Genomic DNA, 17,133 nt, shown 5'->3' with positions numbered 1-17,133 from the left:
CGATTTTCCCGCCCTCGGGGCGACGTCCGCAGGACCTCCGGCTTGCTGATTGAGAACTGCGGTCATTGGTGGATGGGTGAGGCCCAGGGCCAACGCATCTCGCCGCGTGGCCGCGACTCTCACGGTGGCGGTGTCAGGCTTGGCGCCCGGCCGTCCGGCCGTGCACGAAGGCGAGTACGGCTGCGGTGAAGCGGTCCGGCTCCTCGATGTGCCCGAAGTGACCGCTGCCGGTCAGCTCGCACAGGCGCGCGTCCGGCAGCGCGTCGTGCATCTGCCGCGCCCACTTCGGCGGGCAGATGAAGTCGTGGGTGCCGACGATCACGAGCGTCGGCGAACGGATCTCGCGCAGTCTGCCGCGCACGTCCCAGTCGACCGGCCGCCGGTTCGGGTCGTGGTTTCCGCGCAGTTCCAGACTCCCGCCCGCCCGACTGACTGAATGTCTCGCGGTGGTCGGCGAAGTACGCGGGCAGGATCCCTTGCAGGTAACCGAGGTAACTGTCGTGATCGGTGACCTTCCGTGTCATCGTCACGTTGACCGCGTCCCAGACGCGACCGGCCTCGGCCGCCTCCGGACGGTGCGGCCAGCGCCGTGTGAAGGCCGCCATCTCACGGGTCGCCGTCTCCCTCAGTTCGGGGCCGAACAGGGGAGCGGTGTCGTAGAGGACCAGGCCGTCGAGCCGGTCCGGATGGTCCAGGCCGAACTGCAAGCCTACGAAGCCGCCGTGCGAATGCCCCAAGAAGTACGCCGTCGAGGCACCGACGTCGTCCAGCACTGCCGCAGCGAAGCGCGCGTAACGGGACATCGAGTAGTCCCCGTCGGGCAGCAGGTCGCTGTCGCCCGAGCCGACGGGGTCGATGTAGACCATCGTCAGCCCGCGTTCGAGGTCGGGCATACGCAGGTATTCCGGGTGCACTCCAGGTCCCCCGGAATGCACGAGGCACACGGGACCCGCACCGGCGACCCGGTACACCTGGCGCACCCCGTCGACGACGAGTCCGCGCGTCACCACCACGCCGTTTTCCACCGGTGCGATGCCCTGAGAGCCATGGTTCGTTGTGTTCACACCCGCTGGATGCGGCGGGCACCGGGAAAGTTCGAAGAGAAAGCTGACCGATTCGCTCCCACGTCAGGTGAAGGACTTCGGTCAACTCCCCTGCCCGTCAGGTATGTTCCCCACCATGCTCGATCATTTTGTGCAAAGGGAGCCGTCGGACCACGAGTTGGTGCGTGCGGCGCAGGCGGGCGAGGCCGGGTGCCTCGGACTGCTTCTCGACCGTCACCGGGCGGGTATGTACGCGGTCGCGCTCGCTGTTCTCGGTGACGCGTTGGAGGCCGAGGACGCCGTACAGGATGCGGCGATCATCGTGCTGCGCCGCATCGGTGCCCTCCGGGACCCTGGCGCGGCCGGACCCTGGCTGCGGATGATCGTGCGCAACACGTGCCGTGCCCGGCTGCGCAGGACATCGGCCGTTCTCCTGCCGGATCCCGCGGGCACCGCCTTGATGGACCGTCAGGACGGCCCGCCCGACCCGGCGGAGGTCCTCGAACGGCACGCGCTGCGGGACTGGGTGTGGACCGCGATGGAGGGACTGACACCCGCGCTGCGGCTGGTCACCATGTTGCGCTACTTCACCGATGTCACGTCGTACGAGGACATCGCAGCGCTGTGCGGCATACCCGTCGGCACGGTGCGCAGCCGGCTCAATCAGGCTCGTACGAAGCTGACGGACCTGCTGGCGAGTTCGGCGGAGCGGGTCCACGGCGATGCCGGGGCTCTGGCCGCACGGCACCGCACGCTGGCCGCGGAGGTGTTGCGGTCCGCCCATCGTGGCGACTACGTGCCGACGGTGGCCGAGCGGTGGCTGCCGCGGGCGGAGGTGACCTGGCCGACCGGGAAGCGCACGGACCTCCGCTATCTCGGGGGTGCGTTCGACCGTGATCTGTCCGACGGTGTGCGTCAGAGGCTGACGCGTGTGGTGGCCAGTCGTGAGATCGTCATCTGGCAGGCGGACCTGATCAGTCCGCCCCAGAACCCGTCGCACTGTCCACCCGGCGTCGTGTGGGTCCACTCCCTGAAGGACGGCCGCGTCAGCGGATTGAGACTGTTCCACCAGCCTCGCGGCTGAGAGTCCACTACCAGCGCAGGTGGTCGACGACGTATTCGCGCAGGTCATCACGGACGGCGTCGGCATCCCAGGAGGCCCGGCACAGCAGGTGCTGCATGCCGTGATCAAGGACGAGGGGTGTCCATGGTCCCATCAGCGAAATCCTTCTTCGAGGAAGTGCGGACAGCCTATGCGGAAACAGCAGTTGATCTGGGACTGTCCGGCCCGGTTGAGACCACGTTCGTCCTGCCGGTCTCCACTTACAAGGGCGGTGGAGTCGAATACGAAGTCGCGCTCGATTTCAGGGAGGGCGGAGTGAACTGCAGTGTCAGCTTCGAGGTGGATTCCGTGACCACTCTCAAGATGGACATCGAGCCGCTGGCCATCGCTGCCGGCGTTGTGGACAGGCGCGGCGGTATCTCTTACAGCGCTCGGAACTTGAAGCAGTTGCGGAAGTCCCTTCTGGGGCAGACCGGCTACGTCGAGCGGGTGCATCCGCTCCTGACCAACGCCGCTACGGCCGAGGACCTGATGAGGCGGGCTGGCGCCCGCGAATGGCACGGTCGCCGTTCCACACCTGAACAGTGAGGTCGATGTGGCAGTCACCAACAGACCGGGGATCCTGCGCACATCGCTCGCTGCTGCAGCTGTCGGCGCAGCGGGGCTCGGTGCAGCATGAAGTGACCCCCTGAGGTCCGACACTTCCGTTTTATGCCGCGAGGTCGAGGCGTTGCTGATAGCGGGTCCGTGCCTGATACGGGGTGAGGTAGCCGATGGTCGAGTGGATCCGCTCTCGGTTGTAATACTGCGCGATCCATCCGAATACGTCCTGCCGGGCCTGCCTCCGGGTCGGCCAAGCAGTGGTGCCGATCTCGGACTTGAGTACGGCGAAGAAGATCCCCGCGACCGCATTATCGAAGCACGAGCCGGTTCGGCCTGTACTCTGCCGGACGTCCAACTCCGCCAATGTTTCCCGGAATTGGACTGACGTATATTGGCCGGATTCAAGTGGTCGTTGCAACACCGGCTTGATGAATCAACTGTAGCTGCTCGTTGAGTGCTTCGGCGGGTGTCTTCCAACCGAGCGTCTTGCGGGGTCTGCTGTTGAGAGTGTGAGCGACGGCCTCGACTTCCTCAGCGGACCATCTGGAGAGATCGGTGCCTTTCGGAAAGTACTGGCGCAAGAGCCCATTGGTGTTCTCGTTGGTGCCGCGCTGCCATGGACTATGCGGATCGGCGAAGAACACGGGAATGCCAGTCTCGACCTTGAATTGAGTGTGCGCCGACATCTCCTTTCCTCGATCCCACGTCAGCGACCGTGCCAGTTGCTCGGGCAGCGTCGACATCGTGCTGGCGAGTGCGTTCTTCATCGTGATCGCCCCATAACCAGCCAGTGCAGGGCCATTCTTGACCGTGTGTTTGTGCCGGTAGCCTTCCTCGCGCGGCAGGTGAACGAGCATCGTGAATCGAGTTGAGCGCTCGACGACCGTGCCGATCGCGGAACGCTCCAGCCCGATGATCAGGTCCCCTTCCCAGTGGCCGGGAACAGCACGGTCCTCGACCTCGGCAGGCCGTTCGCTGATCAACGCTTCGGGTGTCACGTGCGCCCAGGTCTTGCGGCGCGAACGAGCGCGCGGGGCGCGCAGCGCGCGGCCCGTACGAAGGCACAGGATCAGCTCTCGCTTGAGCGCCCCGCGGCCCTGGATGTAGAGCGCCTGGTAGATCGCCTCGTGGCTGATGCGCATGGACTCATCATCGGGGAAATCAAGCCTGATCCGGTTCGCGATCTGCTCCGGGCTCCATGCCTGCACCCACGCGCGGTCCTTGCGGTGCGGCTTGTTCCGACCCGTCCACCCGCCTGTCGCAGGTCCAGCGATCGCCTTGCCGCCGGGCGTGCTGATCTGTCCGGACAGTCGCTCCTGGACGTAGGCGTGCAACCGTGGATTGGCCACCAACTTCGATGTCTTCGGGCGGCGTGCGGCCAAGTCCGATTTCCATTGCGTGACCGATGCCCGATATTCGCGCTTGCCGCTCCTGGTGGCCGCGTTGCGCCGCAACTCGCGGGAAATCGTCCCTGGATCACGTGCGACTTCCCGCGCGATTTCACGAACGCCCTTGCCTTGGGCGTTGAGGAGCGCGATCTCCTCCCGCTCAGAAAACGACAGGTACCTGCCCGAAGGCGGCTGCGGATCGAACGGTCGCATGCCGCCACATTGCCGGTACCAGCGCGTGGCCACCGCCGGCGCCACACCGATAACCCCGGCCGCTTCCTCCGCGAGAAGCCCCTTGGCGATTTCGTCCCAGAACTCCGCCTCGATATGACGCTGAAATTTCGGATGCCCCGGTGACCTCAACTTCGGGCGCACCGCCCGATCGGCCGCCTGCTGACGACGAACCATCCCACACCTCGCTGATCACGAGGTGTTGCGACGACCAGTTTAATCCGCCTTGCGACCCGCGATCGGTGTGGAAAATCGCGTTACCGGCCGTATGACCGCCGACGTGAGCCATGCGAATGGCGTCATCGACCAGTTGCGTTCGCATGTGGTCTGCCATCGACCAGCCCACGACTTCACGCGTGCACAGGTCGATCACCGTGGCCAGGTACAGCCACCCCTCGGCTGTGGGCAGGCACGTGATGTCACCGACGAGCTTCAGGCCCGGCATCGGTGCGGTGAAGTCCCGCTGAATGAGGTCGGGGGCCGGTGACGCCGTGCGATCCGGTTTCGTCAGCGACCGTGATTTCCGGCGTGTTGTCCCGGCGATCTGCCGTTCCCGCATGACCCGCGCGACGCGCTTTCGATTCACGACGTGCCCCTGCACTCGCAGGGCGCGGGTGATACGCAGGGCTCCGTAGGCGCCCCGGGAATCAGTGTGGATCTCCCGGATCTGTCGCCACATTCCTTCTTCCTCATCCACCCGCTGCTGTCGTGTCTCCTTGTTCTTGTGCCAGGTGTAGTAGCCGGAGCGGTCCCAGCCCAGGACGTCGCACATCCGCTTCACGCCGTGGGCGTTCCGGTGTTCCTCGACGAAACGGAAGCGGATCACCGTGTCGTCTCCCGTGCGAAATAGGCAGCAGCTTTCCGGAGGATCTCGTTGTCCTCCTTCAGCCGGGCGTTTTCCCGCCGCAGGCGCCTGAGTTCCTCTTGTTCGCCGGCGCTCATACTGGAATCACCCCCGCCGTCCAGCGTCTGGGAACGCCGGGTGGCCTCCTCTCGGACCCAATTCCGCAGGGTTTCCAGATGGATGCCCAGGCCCCCGTGCGATGTCGGTGAGAGTGCGGTCCTTCGAGGAACGCACGAGGTCGACCGCGTCCCGTTTGAACTCGTCCGGGAAATTCCTTCGCTTTGCCACCATGGATCACTTCCCCTGGATGACGAAACATCCAGCGTCCAGGTGTCGGAATCTCGGGGGTCACTCCAGGCGCCGGGCAGGACCCTGACCCGAACCCCGCCCTCGGAACGCGAGCTCGGCCTGCGCCCTCTTCATGTGCGACCACATGCCTTCGACCGGTTGAATCCACAACGGAGGGTTCATTTGATGGACAGTCACATCGTGCAGGTGAAGATCCACCCCGCCATCGGTGTCGCCCGGGTCGGCAACAGCGCAGAGGCACCCTTCATCGGCCCGGAGTCACCGGACCAGAAACCAGCGGACGCCGGCTCCTACAAGGACGCTTCCGGGGCGATACGGAGGCAGGCCGCACGATTCCGTGTGTACGGCTACAACGCCGCCGGGGAGGTCGTACGGGAACTGAAGCCGGGCAGCGAGGGTGTCACCGAGATCCAGTGGACGGTGCATCTGGCCAACAAGAAGGCCGCCTGGTATCAGTTCCATCTGGCGCTGGACATCCCCGAGGGCAAGACGCTCTCGGCAGCGCAGTACGGCCGGCGCAACGCCGACGTCGTGGTCGCCGACAGGAAGAAGCTGGTCAACGATCCCGGCAGCCGCACCGTTCGCGGCTCGAAGACCGAGACGCAGAAGTTCGACACCGGCAAGGTCATGGACAAGGCGGTGTACCTCGGCGAGATCTCCACCCGTTCCGACGGCCGCCTGGTGGTGCTCGGTGGCCGGGGAAACTCCGCCTCCTACAAGAACCAGCCGATCACCGGGGTCACCAACAACGACACCTGGTACGACGACGTGTCCGACGGCCCGGTGACAGCGAAGGTCACCATCGACGGCCAGGATCTGACCGCCGTCCCGGCCTGGGTCGTGGTGGGACCTCCGCATTACGCCCCCGGCGTGAAGTCCGTCCGTACCCTCTACGACCTGCTCTTCGACGTCTTCGTCCAGGCCGGTTCGCTGACCCGCCCGCAGCAGGTCTCGTTCGCCAATCACATCGAGCCGATATTCCGCAGGTTCTGCGATCTGCAGTGGGTCAACCACGGTTTCGCGACCCAGTTCGGCTGGAACGGCCCCAACTTCTTCCTCTCGCCGACGATGCGCAAGAGGCTCGCCGATCCGTCCAACCGAACCCGGGAACTGCGCCGCCAGGTGTACGCCTCCTTGCGCGACTACGGCCGTGACGGAAAGTCCCCGCTGCCGTGGCCGTGGCTGTACGGCGACGCCATGGCCAGCAAGCCCAAGTCCGTGCTTCAGCACCTGGCGCTGTCGCCGACCCAGGACTGGATGCTGCAGCGTTGGGCGGACGGGGCGTTCGTGGCCGGACCCTTGCGGCAGCCGCGCCCCACGGTCGACGCAGCCCCTGCCACCGAGCAGCCGGGGCTGCTGGACCGGGCGGCCCTGGAGGGCTGCGCCGCCGACGCGTTCCACCCGGGGATCGAGGTCACCTGGCCGATCAGGCACGCGAGCATGTTCAGCGCGCCCTTCCGCATCCGGCACCGCGCCCCCGCCACCGCGGAACCCGACTACGGGCCCACCCTCACTCCGGAGGAGGCGGTCTCCGCCACTGGCCCCCTCCAGGCACAGGGCCCCGGTGACCTCACCCGCTGGATGGCCGCCCCCTGGCAGGCGGACACCGCGAGCTGCCGCTCGGGCTACGAGGTATTGGCCAACCTGGGGCCCCGGTACAGCCCGTACCTGCCGACCTTCTGGCCTGCCCAGGTACCCAACCATGTGCTCAAGCTGGATGACTTCGAGAAGGTCAACACGCCGTCGGCCGGGAGCGACGACAGCGCCCGGGAGGAGGCGTTCGAGAGGCGGGCGACCTGGCTGCGCGGACTCACCGGCACCATGAACGAGCAACGCACACAGATGATCAAGGACTGGTCCAAACTCGGCGTCGTCGAGGTGCGCGACTACACCGTGGGCGACGGGAAGTTCCCCGACCGGATCCTGGTGGAGTCGCGCCCGGGACAACCGCTCGCTCAGGCACCGGACAGGGCGAACCTCGTCAACGTGCAGGTGCCCGAGGCGGGGCCGCACGTGTTGGCCGCGGCGGCGGGCCGCTCGCCCGAGGGAAGGCTCGCCCCCGAAGCCGTCGAGGCCGAGTCCGCGGCGCGGGCCGTCGGCGAAGCGGCCAGGGCGACCGGCTACCGCGAGGAGGAGATCACCGCCGGATACCTCGAGAAACTCGACCCCTTCCGCGACGCGCGGTGAGCGCCGCCCTCGCTCTCGGCGCGGACACCTACGACGTCGTGGTGGCGGGCGGCGGCCCGGCCGGCTGCGCCGCCGCGCTCACGCTCGCCCGGGCGGGCCGTACGGTCCTGCTGGCGGACGCCGGCACCGGACCGCCCAAGGTCGGCGAGACGCTCGTACCCGCCGGGCGGGTCCTGCTCGGCGACCTCGGCATAGCCGACCGCGTTCTCGGCTCCGGACACCTGCCCTGCTACGGCAGTCTTTCGGCGTGGGGTTCGACCGACCTGCACACCGTCGACTTCATCAACGACCCGCACGGCCATGGCTGGCACCTCGACCGACGGCTGTTCGACCAGCGACTGCGCGACGCCTCCCGCGCGGCGGGGGCGGAGGTCGCCGAGGGCACGGCCGTACGCGAAACGGTGCGGACGCCGGACAGCGGCTGGACCTTGGTCCTGCGCGGCGGCACGGGCCCTGCCGGTAGCGGGTCGGGGGGCGGGGGCGGGCCCGACACCGGGCCGGCGTCCGGGTCCGGGTCCGGGAGCGGCTGCGCAGGCGGAGGCGGGTCCGCGTCCGGCTCCGCGTCCGGTGGCGAGCGTACGGTGCGCTGCCGCTGGGTGATCGACGCCACCGGCCGCGCCGCCGCGATAGCGGTCCGGTGCGGGGCCCGGCGGCGGGTCCGGGACCGGCTCACAGCCCTGTACGTGCCCCTGGAAGCGGACCCGCTGGACACCGACCGCCGCTCCCTCGTCGAGTCCGACGAGGACGGCTGGTGGTACACCGCCCCGCAGCCCTCCGGCGGGCGCCTGGTCGCCTACTTCACCGACACCGACCTGCCGGCCGCCACCCACACCGCACGCCACTTCCACCGACGGATATCGGCCACCCGCCACGTGTCCCGATGGGTCCACCGGGACGGGCCCCCGCCCACGTCACCCACCGCGCCCCGCCGGGCCGCCGCGCACACGGCGCACCTGGACCGGGTCTACGGAGACGGCTGGACCGCCGCCGGTGACGCGGCGGTCGCCTTCGCCCCTCTCTCCTCCCAGGGCGTGCTGACCGCCCTCTACACCGGGCTGAGCGCGGGCCTGGCCGTCGACGCCCGCCTGAGTGGCGTTCCTGACGGCCCGGACTCGTCCCTCGGCGCCTACGCGGACCAGGTCGCGGCCGCACGGAGCGCATATCTGCGCGGCCACCGTGTCATCCACGCCCAAGAGGCCCGCTGGACCGACCGCTCCTTCTGGGCGCGGCGCCTGGCCGACGTGCCCTGACAGCCTCGGCCGGTGCGACCTGAACTGCTCAGGCGCACCGGCCTGAGCAGTTCAGGGGCAGACTTCCGGTGATCCGTCGCGTTGCCGGGAGTTGGCCAGCGTAAGAACGCCCAGATCGACGCAGCGGCCGCAGCCACCGTCGCTTATCTGCAGGGAGACGGGCGGGACCTCGCGCCTGAGGATCACACCACGGCGCTGGCTCTCCTGGACGAACGGCGTGTGAACCTGGCCCAGGCCCGGGTGCGCACGGTCAACCAACTCCACGCGCTGCTGCGCGATCTGCTGCCCGGAGGCGCCCCGACCCAACTGTCCGCGGACCTGGCGGCCAAGCTGCTGCGATCCGTCCGCCCCGCCGGCGATGTCGAGACCGTCCGCAAGGACATCACCTGGGACCTGGTCGCCGAGATCCGGAAACTGGACAAGCAGCTCACGGACAATGCTGCCCGGATGCAAAGCCTGGTGGAGGCATCGGGCAGCATGCTGATGGACACCCCGGGCATCGGGCCGGTCATGGCCGCCCGGCTAATCGGCCGCACCCGACGGGCTCACCGCTTTCCCAGTTCGGCGGCGTTCGCGAACTACGCCGGTGCCGCCCCGGTGGAGATCGCCAGCGCGGACAAGGCCCGCCACCGGCTCTCCCGCTCCGGCGACCGTCAGCTCAACTCCGTCCTCCACACCATCGCGGTTGTGCAGATACGCATGCCGAAATCACCCGGACACGCCTACTACCAGCGAAAACTCTCCGAAGGCAAGACCGCGAAGGAAGCGAAGCGGTGCCTGAAACGCCGCCTGGCCGACCACGTGTGGCGCGTCATGATCGCCGACGAACGAAAAGCCAAGTCGCTGCCTGCCCATGGGACTTGACAAGACACAGAGGCACCCCGGTTCGAATGGAGACTCCGGACTGTCGCAGCACCCGGCAGGCCGGCTGCACCTGCAGATGCTCACCGGCCATCACGCGGATGGCTTCGAACCGCCTTTGGGGGACGTCACCTCACCCAGCGGCTCGGCAGCACGCCGGTGGATGGCCAACTCGGCCTCCAGCTCGGCGATGCGTTTGCGGGCCGCAGTAAGTTCGGACTGGTCGGTGCTGTTCGTGCCGGGCAACTGCCCGGTATCGATGAGGTGTTGGCGGCGCCAGACACAGACCGTCTGGTCGCTGATGCCGAGGAGCTGGGCGACCTCGGCGACCTTCCTTCCGGATGCGACGAGATCGAGGACCTTACGGCGGAACTCGGGTGGATAGCTGCGGGGCATCGCGGCCTCCGAAGGCTGCTGGACGGTCAATTGTCCAGCAACCCGACTCCATCAGAACCGGGGCATACCATCTCCATTCGAACCGGGGCGATTCACCGGGCACGGCCCGGAGAACATGGCCACCCTGCAGGTTTCGCCATCAGCCAGCTCCGCACCGTCGGCCACACCACTATCGCTGCCGGACTCCGCAGGACAGCTCTCCGCCCCTACGAACGGCTGCTGGCCGTCCTCGGACTCAGCTGACATGCGCCAACGCACGGTCAACGAACCCGGCAATCGCCATGGGACAGCGGCCCGTCCGCGCCACTGCACCGGAACGCAGTCAACGTCCTTGCGCATCAGGCGTCTGCCGATGACGTCCGAACGTCCGGGTGGCGGTCCGGAACGTGCTCGTACATGGCCCTGAGTACCGGAGCCAGCGCTTCGACGACGCGGTCGTCCTCGACCTCGCCCAGCTCATGCACGGCGCGGTCAAGACACGCCCGGGCCTCGCGGAGGTCCCCGCGCGGCGGGGATGAGTGGAACCGGGCGGCGGTCAGCCACAGTCGGGCCGCCAGACCGTGGCTTCCGGCGATGGCGGCGGCCACGGCTCGGACCTCGATCCAGTGTGTGGCCTCGGAGGACTTGACGCCGTAGGCCCGGATGTCCTGGTTCTCCAGGCTCCGTATCATGGCCTCGACTTCTTCGGAACGCCCCGCCCGCGCCGCCCGCCACACAGCGGCGTGGGCATCCTCACCAGGCAGGGAACCCAGGGCGAGGAGCGAGGGCTGCGGAAACGTGCAGGAAGCCAGCCTCCCGCCAGGTCCATCCGCCGCCGGATCCCTGCGTCGCGCGTCCGCCACCATGGCGACGGTGACACCCAGCATGATCATCAGCAGTCCCGGCCACGCGGTCCCCACGGGCAACTGACCCAGCCACAGCCAGGCGATGAGCGCGGCTACCGGCACCTCCAGCAGAAGGATCACGCTCACCGCTGTGGCCGGCACCCGGCCGAGCGCGAAATTGAGCGAGAACAGACCGAGAAGCTGGGGGAAGATGAGCAGACCCAGCAGCGCGAGCCAGGTGTCACCGGTGAACGCGCCCAGCGGGGTGCCCGTGACCAGGCAGGCGACCAGCAGCTCCACGGTGCACACCGAGAAGCACAGCACCGAGTAGAACGGCGTGCTGACATCGGGGCGGGCCTGTTCGCTGAGCGCCGTGTAGACCGCCTGTGCGACCGCAGCCGCAAGGGCGAGAGCGTCACCCGCCATCGCCCCGCTGCCCGCCCGCATGTCCGCGCCACTGGCAACCGCGGCACCCACCACCGCAACGGCGAGGCCCGCCCACGTAGCACGCGGGAGCCGCTTGTTCAGAACAGTGGCGATGAGTGCCTGCCAGACCGGCTGGGTGGCGACCAGCGCGGTCGCCATGGCCACGCTCGTCATCCGTGTACTCGACATGAACGTGACGAAGTGGACGGCCAACGCCGTTCCGGCGAGCACGCCGAACAAGACGCCACGGCGTTGCTCCCCGCGCACGAGAAAACGCTCCCCGCGCATCACCTTCCCCACCTCACGCCGGCGGATCAGCAAGAACCCCGGCCCCAGAGTGAGGAGGCCCAGCGCGTTGCGCCCGAAGGCCAGCGCCAGTGCGGGACCGGCGGCGTACGCGGTCAACGGCGCGGTCATGGAGATCGCGACGACCGCCACCAGCACGGCGGTAACGGAGACGGCATCAAGCTTTGTGCGCATGGCAAGGAGCAGCCTTCATGGTGTTGTACCGGGTTTTGCTTCGGGACGAACGGACGGAGCCGATGCGGTGCACCGTTACGGAGCCGGGAGGCCCGTGGGGTGAGCGGGCCGCGGACAAGGCACGACGGATCACCGGGGCGAACGGTTCAATATCGAGTTGCGGGGCTTCATACACATGCCGAACGGGTCGACGACGTCTACGGGAGGGACCTCCTTGGGACGACGGGCGCCGCGCGTGCAGCCGTCGAAAGAGGCCCACCGGGCCACGCAGGCCGTGCATCACCGCTGCCAAGCGGCCGCAGTGCCACCTGACGGGACCGACCGTGCCGGAGTCGGAACCGGTGAGTTCCGCCCGGGCAAGCCACCGGCCGTGGAGCCCCGCGACCGCCCCGGGACACAAGGCTTCGGCTTACGCCGCAAGGCGTCCGCCTCATGACAGTTGCCCCGCCCCTCCGAGAGCCGACCAGCAACAACGGGCCTCATCGAGATGGTCGTTCAGATCCATGTGCGACTCCGGGAAGCTGCAGGCACTGTGGAGGGTTCCCCTCCGTTCCCGTGGACCGGTCAGGCCGAGGACTTCCCCGCCGAACAGGAGGCCGCGGAGGTGCAGGGCGACGGTGAGGGGTACGGCCAGGCATACGTCTTCTTCATCACCGGGGCCACCGAAGGAGATCTCCTGACCGTCGCGTCTCGCACGGCTCGTCCTGCAGACATCCCGACCGGAGTGTCCGCGATGGTCACCCGTGACGAGGCGCAGGACACCGGCCCCGGACGACGCGCCGAGCTGCCACCTGGCCAGTCCACTGCCCAACCGGCGGCCGACCGGGCCCCGGACCCGCCGACTGATGACTCCTGTCCGAGTGCGCCGTCCGCCCGCACTGCACGCAGCACTTGGCAGCCCGGACTGTCGAGGAAGGCCACCGCCTCGTCTGTCTCCGACCTGACCTCGTCGAGACCGAATTCGCCCCGGCCACCGTCGAAGAGACACACACGGCCCCGCCGTAGCAACCCGAGGACGCGCAGTACATCCAGCAGTCGGACCAGGTGCACCTGCAGACCGCCCAGGAACGGCCGCAGTACACCAGCTCAACGCGGACGAAAGAGCAGTGAGACCGGCCGCGCGCCGGGAGCCGGGGTCCACGGCGCAGGCCGACGCGCCGGCGCTGCCGGAGAGGACGCCACGGGTCAGCAGCACCGTGGCGGCCGCACCGGCCAGAAGTAAGCGGCAGCCGGCCGAGCGTGTCATCACAGGGTCCTCACGGCCGAGAGTGAAACGGGTCGACCGCAGGAGACGAGGCAGCAGCAGAACGGGTTGCAATGAAACGGCAAAATCACCACCGGCCGTCCCCTGCACCGCACATCAGCGGAAAGAACGCACGACGGCCAGCTGGAAGCGTTCACCGGTGGAGACCGTGTGCGGGAATCCGGTGGCCTGGGCATAACAGACCCGCACGGCAAGGAGGTTGAGCAGAGTGAAGGTGGACAGGCGTTGTCACGTTGTTGCCTGACGGCGCGTGGGGGCAGGGTGTGCTTGGGAGCCGGGCCTGTGCTCAGGCCGCGGTGGCGCGGCCGGCGACGCCGGTGATCTGCTCCCGAATGGCGAAGCGGACGGTCATCTCGGCTCGGTGGGCGGCAGCGGGCACCAGATGGCGGCGGCGCCGGAAGTGGGGTGAGATGCCGCTGAACGCGGACAGGAACCGCTGTGCTCCGCCCACGGAGCGGAAGCCTTTCATCGCCCGTTCGCGCTGCCTGGTGGGCTGGTGGCTGTTCTCCGCCCGGTTGTTCAGGCCCTTGTGCGAGCGGTGCTCGACCGAGGGCATGACCTCGCGGTGGCGGCGCCGTAGGAGCGGAGCTTGTCGGTGACGACCACCCGCGGCACCACGCGCGTCTTCTTCAACAGCCTGCGGAAGAAGCGCCTGGCCGCGGCCTTGTCCCGGCGGTTCTGCAGCAGGATGTCCAGGACGTTGCCGTCCTGGTCGACGGCCCGCCACAGGTATTGCAACCGCCCGTTGATCTTGATGAAGACCTCATCCAGGTGCCACTTGTCCCCGGGCGGAGGCTGCCGGCGGCGCAGCGCGTTGGCGTAGGCCTGCCCGAACTTGGCGCACCAGCGGCGCACCGTCTCGTAGGAGACGACGACACCGCGCTCGAGCATCAACTCTTCGACCTCGCGAAATGACAGCGGGAAGCGGAAGTACAGCCACACACAGGGGGAGATGACCTCGACCGGGTACCGGTGCCCCTTGTACGACAGCGACACGGCCCCCACAGACAACCCCCTCCAGCACGATCAACCAGAAGATCATCCACCCGGCCAACCAACGTGACAGCGCCCCGGCGAGGGTTCCCGGCTGATCTACGCGATACGGGAGTATCGGGGCCGCAAGGACGAACCGAAGGGCTTCGGCTGGCGTGACCTCCGCGACCTGATCGTCCGAGCCGGCACCCAGCTCGGCGGCCCCGTCGTGTTGGTCTGGGACAATGTCCGGCTCCATCTGACAGTGGGAATGCGGGAGTTCATCGAGGCGAATGCCGAGTGGCTCACCGTGTTCCAACCGCCGGTCTACGCACCTGACCTCAACCCGCAAGAGGGCATCTGGTCGCTGGTCAAACGCGACATCGGCAGCCTCGCCGCCGCCGACCTCACCCAGATCACCACAGCCGTCAAGCATGGCCTCAAGACGATCCAGTACCGCTCACACCTGGTCGACGGCTGCCTCGCCGCTACCGGGCTCGCTCTGGACAGCTGACCGGTATCGCCCTTTCAATTCAGTAGACGTTTCCCCGTAGGCATAGGCGGGCGTAGGCGGCGTCGCCGTGGTCGGCGCACATGACAATCAACCAGCGCCGGCCTGCCGTGGCGCTGCCCGATGCGCCAGCCCCCGCATGAGGGCGTCCCGCACGCTCACCTTCAAGTGCCGAGCCCACGGCGGGTCGGTCTCGCCGCGCATCGTGCTCCAGCAGGCGAGAGCGTAGCCGTACTCTCCGGGGCTCAGGTATCCCATCCGGTGAAGGGGTTTGTCCCTGCGCCCGGTGAGCTCGCCGACCGGCATCACCGAGTACCCGGCCGCCTTCGCGTAGTCGTCCGCGGCGTTGGCCGACAAGACGCCCATGCCGAGGTGGACGGTCACCAGGTCGGTGAGCCGCTCCTCCTCGGCATGGGAGATGCCCAGCCTGGCGACGCGCCCCTCACCGAGCAGCCGGGCATGTGCCAGCTCGTGCGCGACGAGCCCCGCGAACGAATCGGGCCGGGCGGCCACGCGGCGGTCCAGTTCGATCACCACCCGGTCGAATGCCTTGCGGTACTCACCGACCTGATGCTTGCTGCCCTGAACCTTCTCCGGGGACTCCACCAGCAGCACACTGTTGCCGGAGACGTCCGCGCCCATCACCGCACCGACCCGCCGCACCAGCAGCTCGGCCTGCTCCTGCGTGCCGGTGAAATCCGCGGGGACGAAACCTGGGAGTGCGATCTCGCGGCGCGGCGTCGCGGGCCCGAACTCCTCGCCGCACCACCGCAGCCACGGTTTCGGCCCCGTCGTGCTGATTCCGGCCGACGGCCGGTCCTTACCACGTAGCCAGTCTGCCATCCGGTCCGGCACCCATCTGCCCATGACACCCCCGGCGATCCCGCGGGCAGCTCCGGCCGCCCTCTCGTCCTAATGTGGGACGTGTCTCGATCCCCGGCAGTTGCGCCAGCCGGGCCGAGCAGTCGCGAACCGCCTATGCCGCACATCACTGGCTGCAGCCGCCATCGTGATGCCGAACGTGGCGTCCAATGGTCGCCGATCACAACGATCCAACCGACACCACGAGTTCAAGTTCAGTAAGCACGCCCGGGCCTGGTCAGCATTCCGTGAGCGGGTCAGTCTCGCTGGAGATGTTCTTGTCGTTCATGAAACCCCACTGGCCGTTGTCGGCCAAGGTGTAGATCCAGCGACTGGCGTGGCTGGGATTCCATTCGCCGTTGAAGTCGCCGTAGTCGTCCCGGCACAAGAACCAGCTGGTTGTGCTGTTCATGTACCCCACAACATTGCCACGATCGGGGAATTCATGGATCGGTTCGCCAGCGAGGTTGTTGCAGTAGAAGACTGGGTAGATTTGTCCGAAATATGGGGCCCGCTTATACTCCTGGGCAGACCAGCAGTTCGAGGCGGCGTTGGCGTGCGTCGTGGGGAGAATGACAAGTGCCGCGGCACTCAGCATCGTGCCGCCGACAGCGACGGTCTTTCTGAAAGTGCGCATGGGTCCTCTACTCTCTCATCGGAAGTCGGGGGTCAGCTTCGCGCCGAAGCGACGCTCCGTGACCCTGTGTACTCTCAGGTCCCGCTCACGCGCCTGAGCCGTGCATACTCGTCCGAGGCCTGGCGCGACGGAGCACCGACCGAACCCGCTCTCCCTGGTCAACGGCATGTTGGCTTGCCGCGCGGACCGCGTGCAATGATTTCGAGCTCCGTTGAAACATTGGCCGACCGCGCCTGCCTGGGTGTATGTGCGCCCCGCAGGTCCTCGAGCTCGATGGTCCCCGCCCCGGCGGTGCAGCTGGTCACTCCGCTGGGCGGCCTGGCCGCGGGTTCCACGTGGATTCGGTCGGCCTGCCCCCCACGTTGCTGGCGGATGCGTTCTTCAGCGCTCGTGCCTGTCGGCGCCAGAACTCCCGCGCGATTTCGGTTTTGGGGAACATGAGGTCCAAGCCGTGGAAGGCGCCGGGGATGACGTCGAGGTGGCAGGGGACGTCGCTGTCGCTGAGCCCACGCGCGTACTCGACGTCTTCGTCGTGGAAGAGATCCTGGGTGCCGACCTGATCAGCTTCTGATCGGTACGAGGATGGCGTCTCAGTTGTGCTGTTCGGCATCTATCAGTGCGAGGGCGTTGCGGCTGCCCTGTTCGAGGAGTTGGTCGGTGAAGGCACGGGAGAGCTGCAACGTGCCGGCCATCATGCCGAGGAGGCTGAGTGCCTTCAGGCGTGCCGAGGGCGGGTCGTGGGGTGCCAGGCGGGCGGCGAAGCCGTCGATGAGGGTCAGTGCGCCCTTGGTGTATGCCGCCCTGGTGGTGTCCGTGGAGCGTGCAATCTCGTCGAGGAGGGCAGCGTTGGGGCAGCCATCTTCGATGTCGTCGCGCTGGTCGGTGGAGAAGTACCAGCGGATGATCTGTTCGAGTCCGGCGCGGCCGGGTGCCGCCTGCGCGACGATGTTCTCGTGCTGGGCGCGCATCTGGTCGGCGACCGC

Annotated in this window: 16 protein-coding genes and 2 pseudogenes; 6 read left to right on the top strand and 12 right to left on the bottom strand. The window is 67.8% G+C overall.

The window, feature by feature from the left end; all coding sequences use genetic code 11:
• Positions 1 to 133: 133 nt before the first annotated feature.
• Together OC490_RS48325 and OC490_RS49720 are read right to left on the bottom strand one after the other, a co-directional pair.
• A complete protein-coding gene (locus tag OC490_RS48325) occupies positions 134 to 406 on the bottom strand; it encodes an alpha/beta fold hydrolase (RefSeq protein WP_410099278.1) in 273 nt (90 codons plus the stop codon).
• Between the two features lie 181 nt (positions 407 to 587).
• Positions 588 to 935, bottom strand: a pseudogene (locus tag OC490_RS49720) (alpha/beta fold hydrolase); the annotation flags it as partial.
• Between the two features lie 244 nt (positions 936 to 1,179).
• Between OC490_RS49720 and OC490_RS48320 the strand changes: the two are divergent.
• Positions 1,180 to 2,127 carry an RNA polymerase sigma factor gene (locus OC490_RS48320; protein ID WP_262064429.1) on the top strand — a complete coding sequence of 316 codons (948 nt, stop codon included), beginning with the start codon at positions 1,180 to 1,182 and terminating at the stop codon, positions 2,125 to 2,127.
• Between the two features lie 7 nt (positions 2,128 to 2,134).
• Here OC490_RS48320 and OC490_RS48315 read toward each other — a convergent pair whose 3' ends face one another.
• Positions 2,135 to 2,260, bottom strand: coding sequence for a hypothetical protein (locus tag OC490_RS48315; protein WP_262064432.1), 126 nt, complete (start codon positions 2,258 to 2,260; stop codon positions 2,135 to 2,137).
• On the opposite strand from OC490_RS48315, the gene OC490_RS48310 reads away from it, so the two are divergent.
• Positions 2,251 to 2,694: a hypothetical protein gene (locus OC490_RS48310; protein WP_262064428.1), complete on the top strand. Its 444-nt coding sequence runs from the start codon at positions 2,251 to 2,253 to the stop codon at positions 2,692 to 2,694. The genes OC490_RS48315 and OC490_RS48310 overlap by 10 nt on opposite strands.
• Positions 2,695 to 2,815: 121 nt before the next feature.
• Here OC490_RS48310 and OC490_RS48305 read toward each other — a convergent pair whose 3' ends face one another.
• From OC490_RS48305 to OC490_RS48295, 3 genes are read right to left on the bottom strand one after another with little or no spacing between them, the layout of a single operon-like run.
• Positions 2,816 to 3,130 (bottom strand): integrase core domain-containing protein, encoded by a 315-nt coding sequence (locus OC490_RS48305; protein WP_262064427.1) that lies wholly within the window; start codon positions 3,128 to 3,130, stop codon positions 2,816 to 2,818.
• Entirely contained in the window at positions 3,111 to 4,310 is a 1,200-nt protein-coding gene (locus tag OC490_RS48300) for an IS30 family transposase (RefSeq protein ID WP_262064426.1), read from the bottom strand. Before OC490_RS48300 ends, OC490_RS48305 begins: the two co-directional genes overlap by 20 nt.
• Positions 4,258 to 5,154 carry an IS3 family transposase gene (locus tag OC490_RS48295; RefSeq protein WP_262064425.1) on the bottom strand — a complete coding sequence of 299 codons (897 nt, stop codon included), beginning with the start codon at positions 5,152 to 5,154 and terminating at the stop codon, positions 4,258 to 4,260. Before OC490_RS48295 ends, OC490_RS48300 begins: the two co-directional genes overlap by 53 nt.
• Positions 5,155 to 5,646: 492 nt before the next feature.
• Between OC490_RS48295 and OC490_RS48285 the strand changes: the two genes are divergently transcribed.
• From OC490_RS48285 to OC490_RS48275, 3 genes are all read left to right on the top strand, one after another.
• On the top strand, positions 5,647 to 7,668 hold the full coding sequence (locus OC490_RS48285) for a LodA/GoxA family CTQ-dependent oxidase (protein WP_262064424.1): 2,022 nt from the start codon (positions 5,647 to 5,649) through the stop codon (positions 7,666 to 7,668).
• Positions 7,665 to 8,918 carry an NAD(P)/FAD-dependent oxidoreductase gene (locus tag OC490_RS48280; RefSeq protein WP_262064423.1) on the top strand — a complete coding sequence of 418 codons (1,254 nt, stop codon included), beginning with the start codon at positions 7,665 to 7,667 and terminating at the stop codon, positions 8,916 to 8,918. The genes OC490_RS48285 and OC490_RS48280 overlap by 4 nt, the downstream gene beginning before the upstream one ends.
• 219 nt (positions 8,919 to 9,137) lie before the next feature.
• Positions 9,138 to 9,782 carry a transposase gene (locus OC490_RS48275; RefSeq protein ID WP_262064422.1) on the top strand — a complete coding sequence of 215 codons (645 nt, stop codon included), beginning with the start codon at positions 9,138 to 9,140 and terminating at the stop codon, positions 9,780 to 9,782.
• A 90-nt stretch (positions 9,783 to 9,872) separates the two neighbouring features.
• On the opposite strand, the gene OC490_RS48270 is transcribed toward OC490_RS48275, so the two are convergent.
• The 3 genes and pseudogenes from OC490_RS48270 to OC490_RS48260 all read right to left on the bottom strand — a co-directional run bounded on the left by OC490_RS48270 (position 9,873) and on the right by OC490_RS48260 (position 14,174).
• A complete protein-coding gene (locus OC490_RS48270; RefSeq protein ID WP_262064421.1) occupies positions 9,873 to 10,175 on the bottom strand; it encodes a transposase in 303 nt (100 codons plus the stop codon).
• 338 nt (positions 10,176 to 10,513) lie between these two features.
• Positions 10,514 to 11,905: a DMT family transporter gene (locus tag OC490_RS48265; RefSeq protein WP_262064420.1), complete on the bottom strand. Its 1,392-nt coding sequence runs from the start codon at positions 11,903 to 11,905 to the stop codon at positions 10,514 to 10,516.
• A 1,550-nt stretch (positions 11,906 to 13,455) separates the two neighbouring features.
• Positions 13,456 to 14,174, bottom strand: a pseudogene (locus tag OC490_RS48260) (IS6 family transposase).
• An 82-nt stretch (positions 14,175 to 14,256) separates the two neighbouring features.
• Between OC490_RS48260 and OC490_RS48255 the strand changes: the two are divergent.
• The gene (locus tag OC490_RS48255; RefSeq protein ID WP_315986740.1) at positions 14,257 to 14,655 is read left to right on the top strand and encodes a transposase; all 399 of its coding nucleotides are present in this window, start codon (positions 14,257 to 14,259) and stop codon (positions 14,653 to 14,655) included.
• 87 nt (positions 14,656 to 14,742) lie between these two features.
• Here the strand turns inward: OC490_RS48255 and OC490_RS48250 are convergent, their stop codons facing one another.
• The 3 genes from OC490_RS48250 to OC490_RS48240 all read right to left on the bottom strand — a co-directional run.
• Entirely contained in the window at positions 14,743 to 15,495 is a 753-nt protein-coding gene (locus tag OC490_RS48250) for a hypothetical protein (RefSeq protein WP_262064419.1), read from the bottom strand.
• A 256-nt stretch (positions 15,496 to 15,751) separates the two neighbouring features.
• The gene (locus OC490_RS48245) at positions 15,752 to 16,150 is read right to left on the bottom strand and encodes a hypothetical protein (protein WP_099927315.1); all 399 of its coding nucleotides are present in this window, start codon (positions 16,148 to 16,150) and stop codon (positions 15,752 to 15,754) included.
• Positions 16,151 to 16,740: 590 nt separating this feature from the next.
• Positions 16,741 to 17,133: TetR/AcrR family transcriptional regulator (locus tag OC490_RS48240; RefSeq protein WP_262064418.1), on the bottom strand; the 393-nt coding region annotated here is incomplete at its 5' end.

The organism is Streptomyces sp. STR69 (genome assembly GCF_024519455.1).
Classification (GTDB): domain Bacteria; phylum Actinomycetota; class Actinomycetes; order Streptomycetales; family Streptomycetaceae; genus Streptomyces.
The sequence above is the reverse complement of the archived record's forward strand: the minus strand, read 5'-3'. Positions and strand labels throughout refer to the sequence as shown.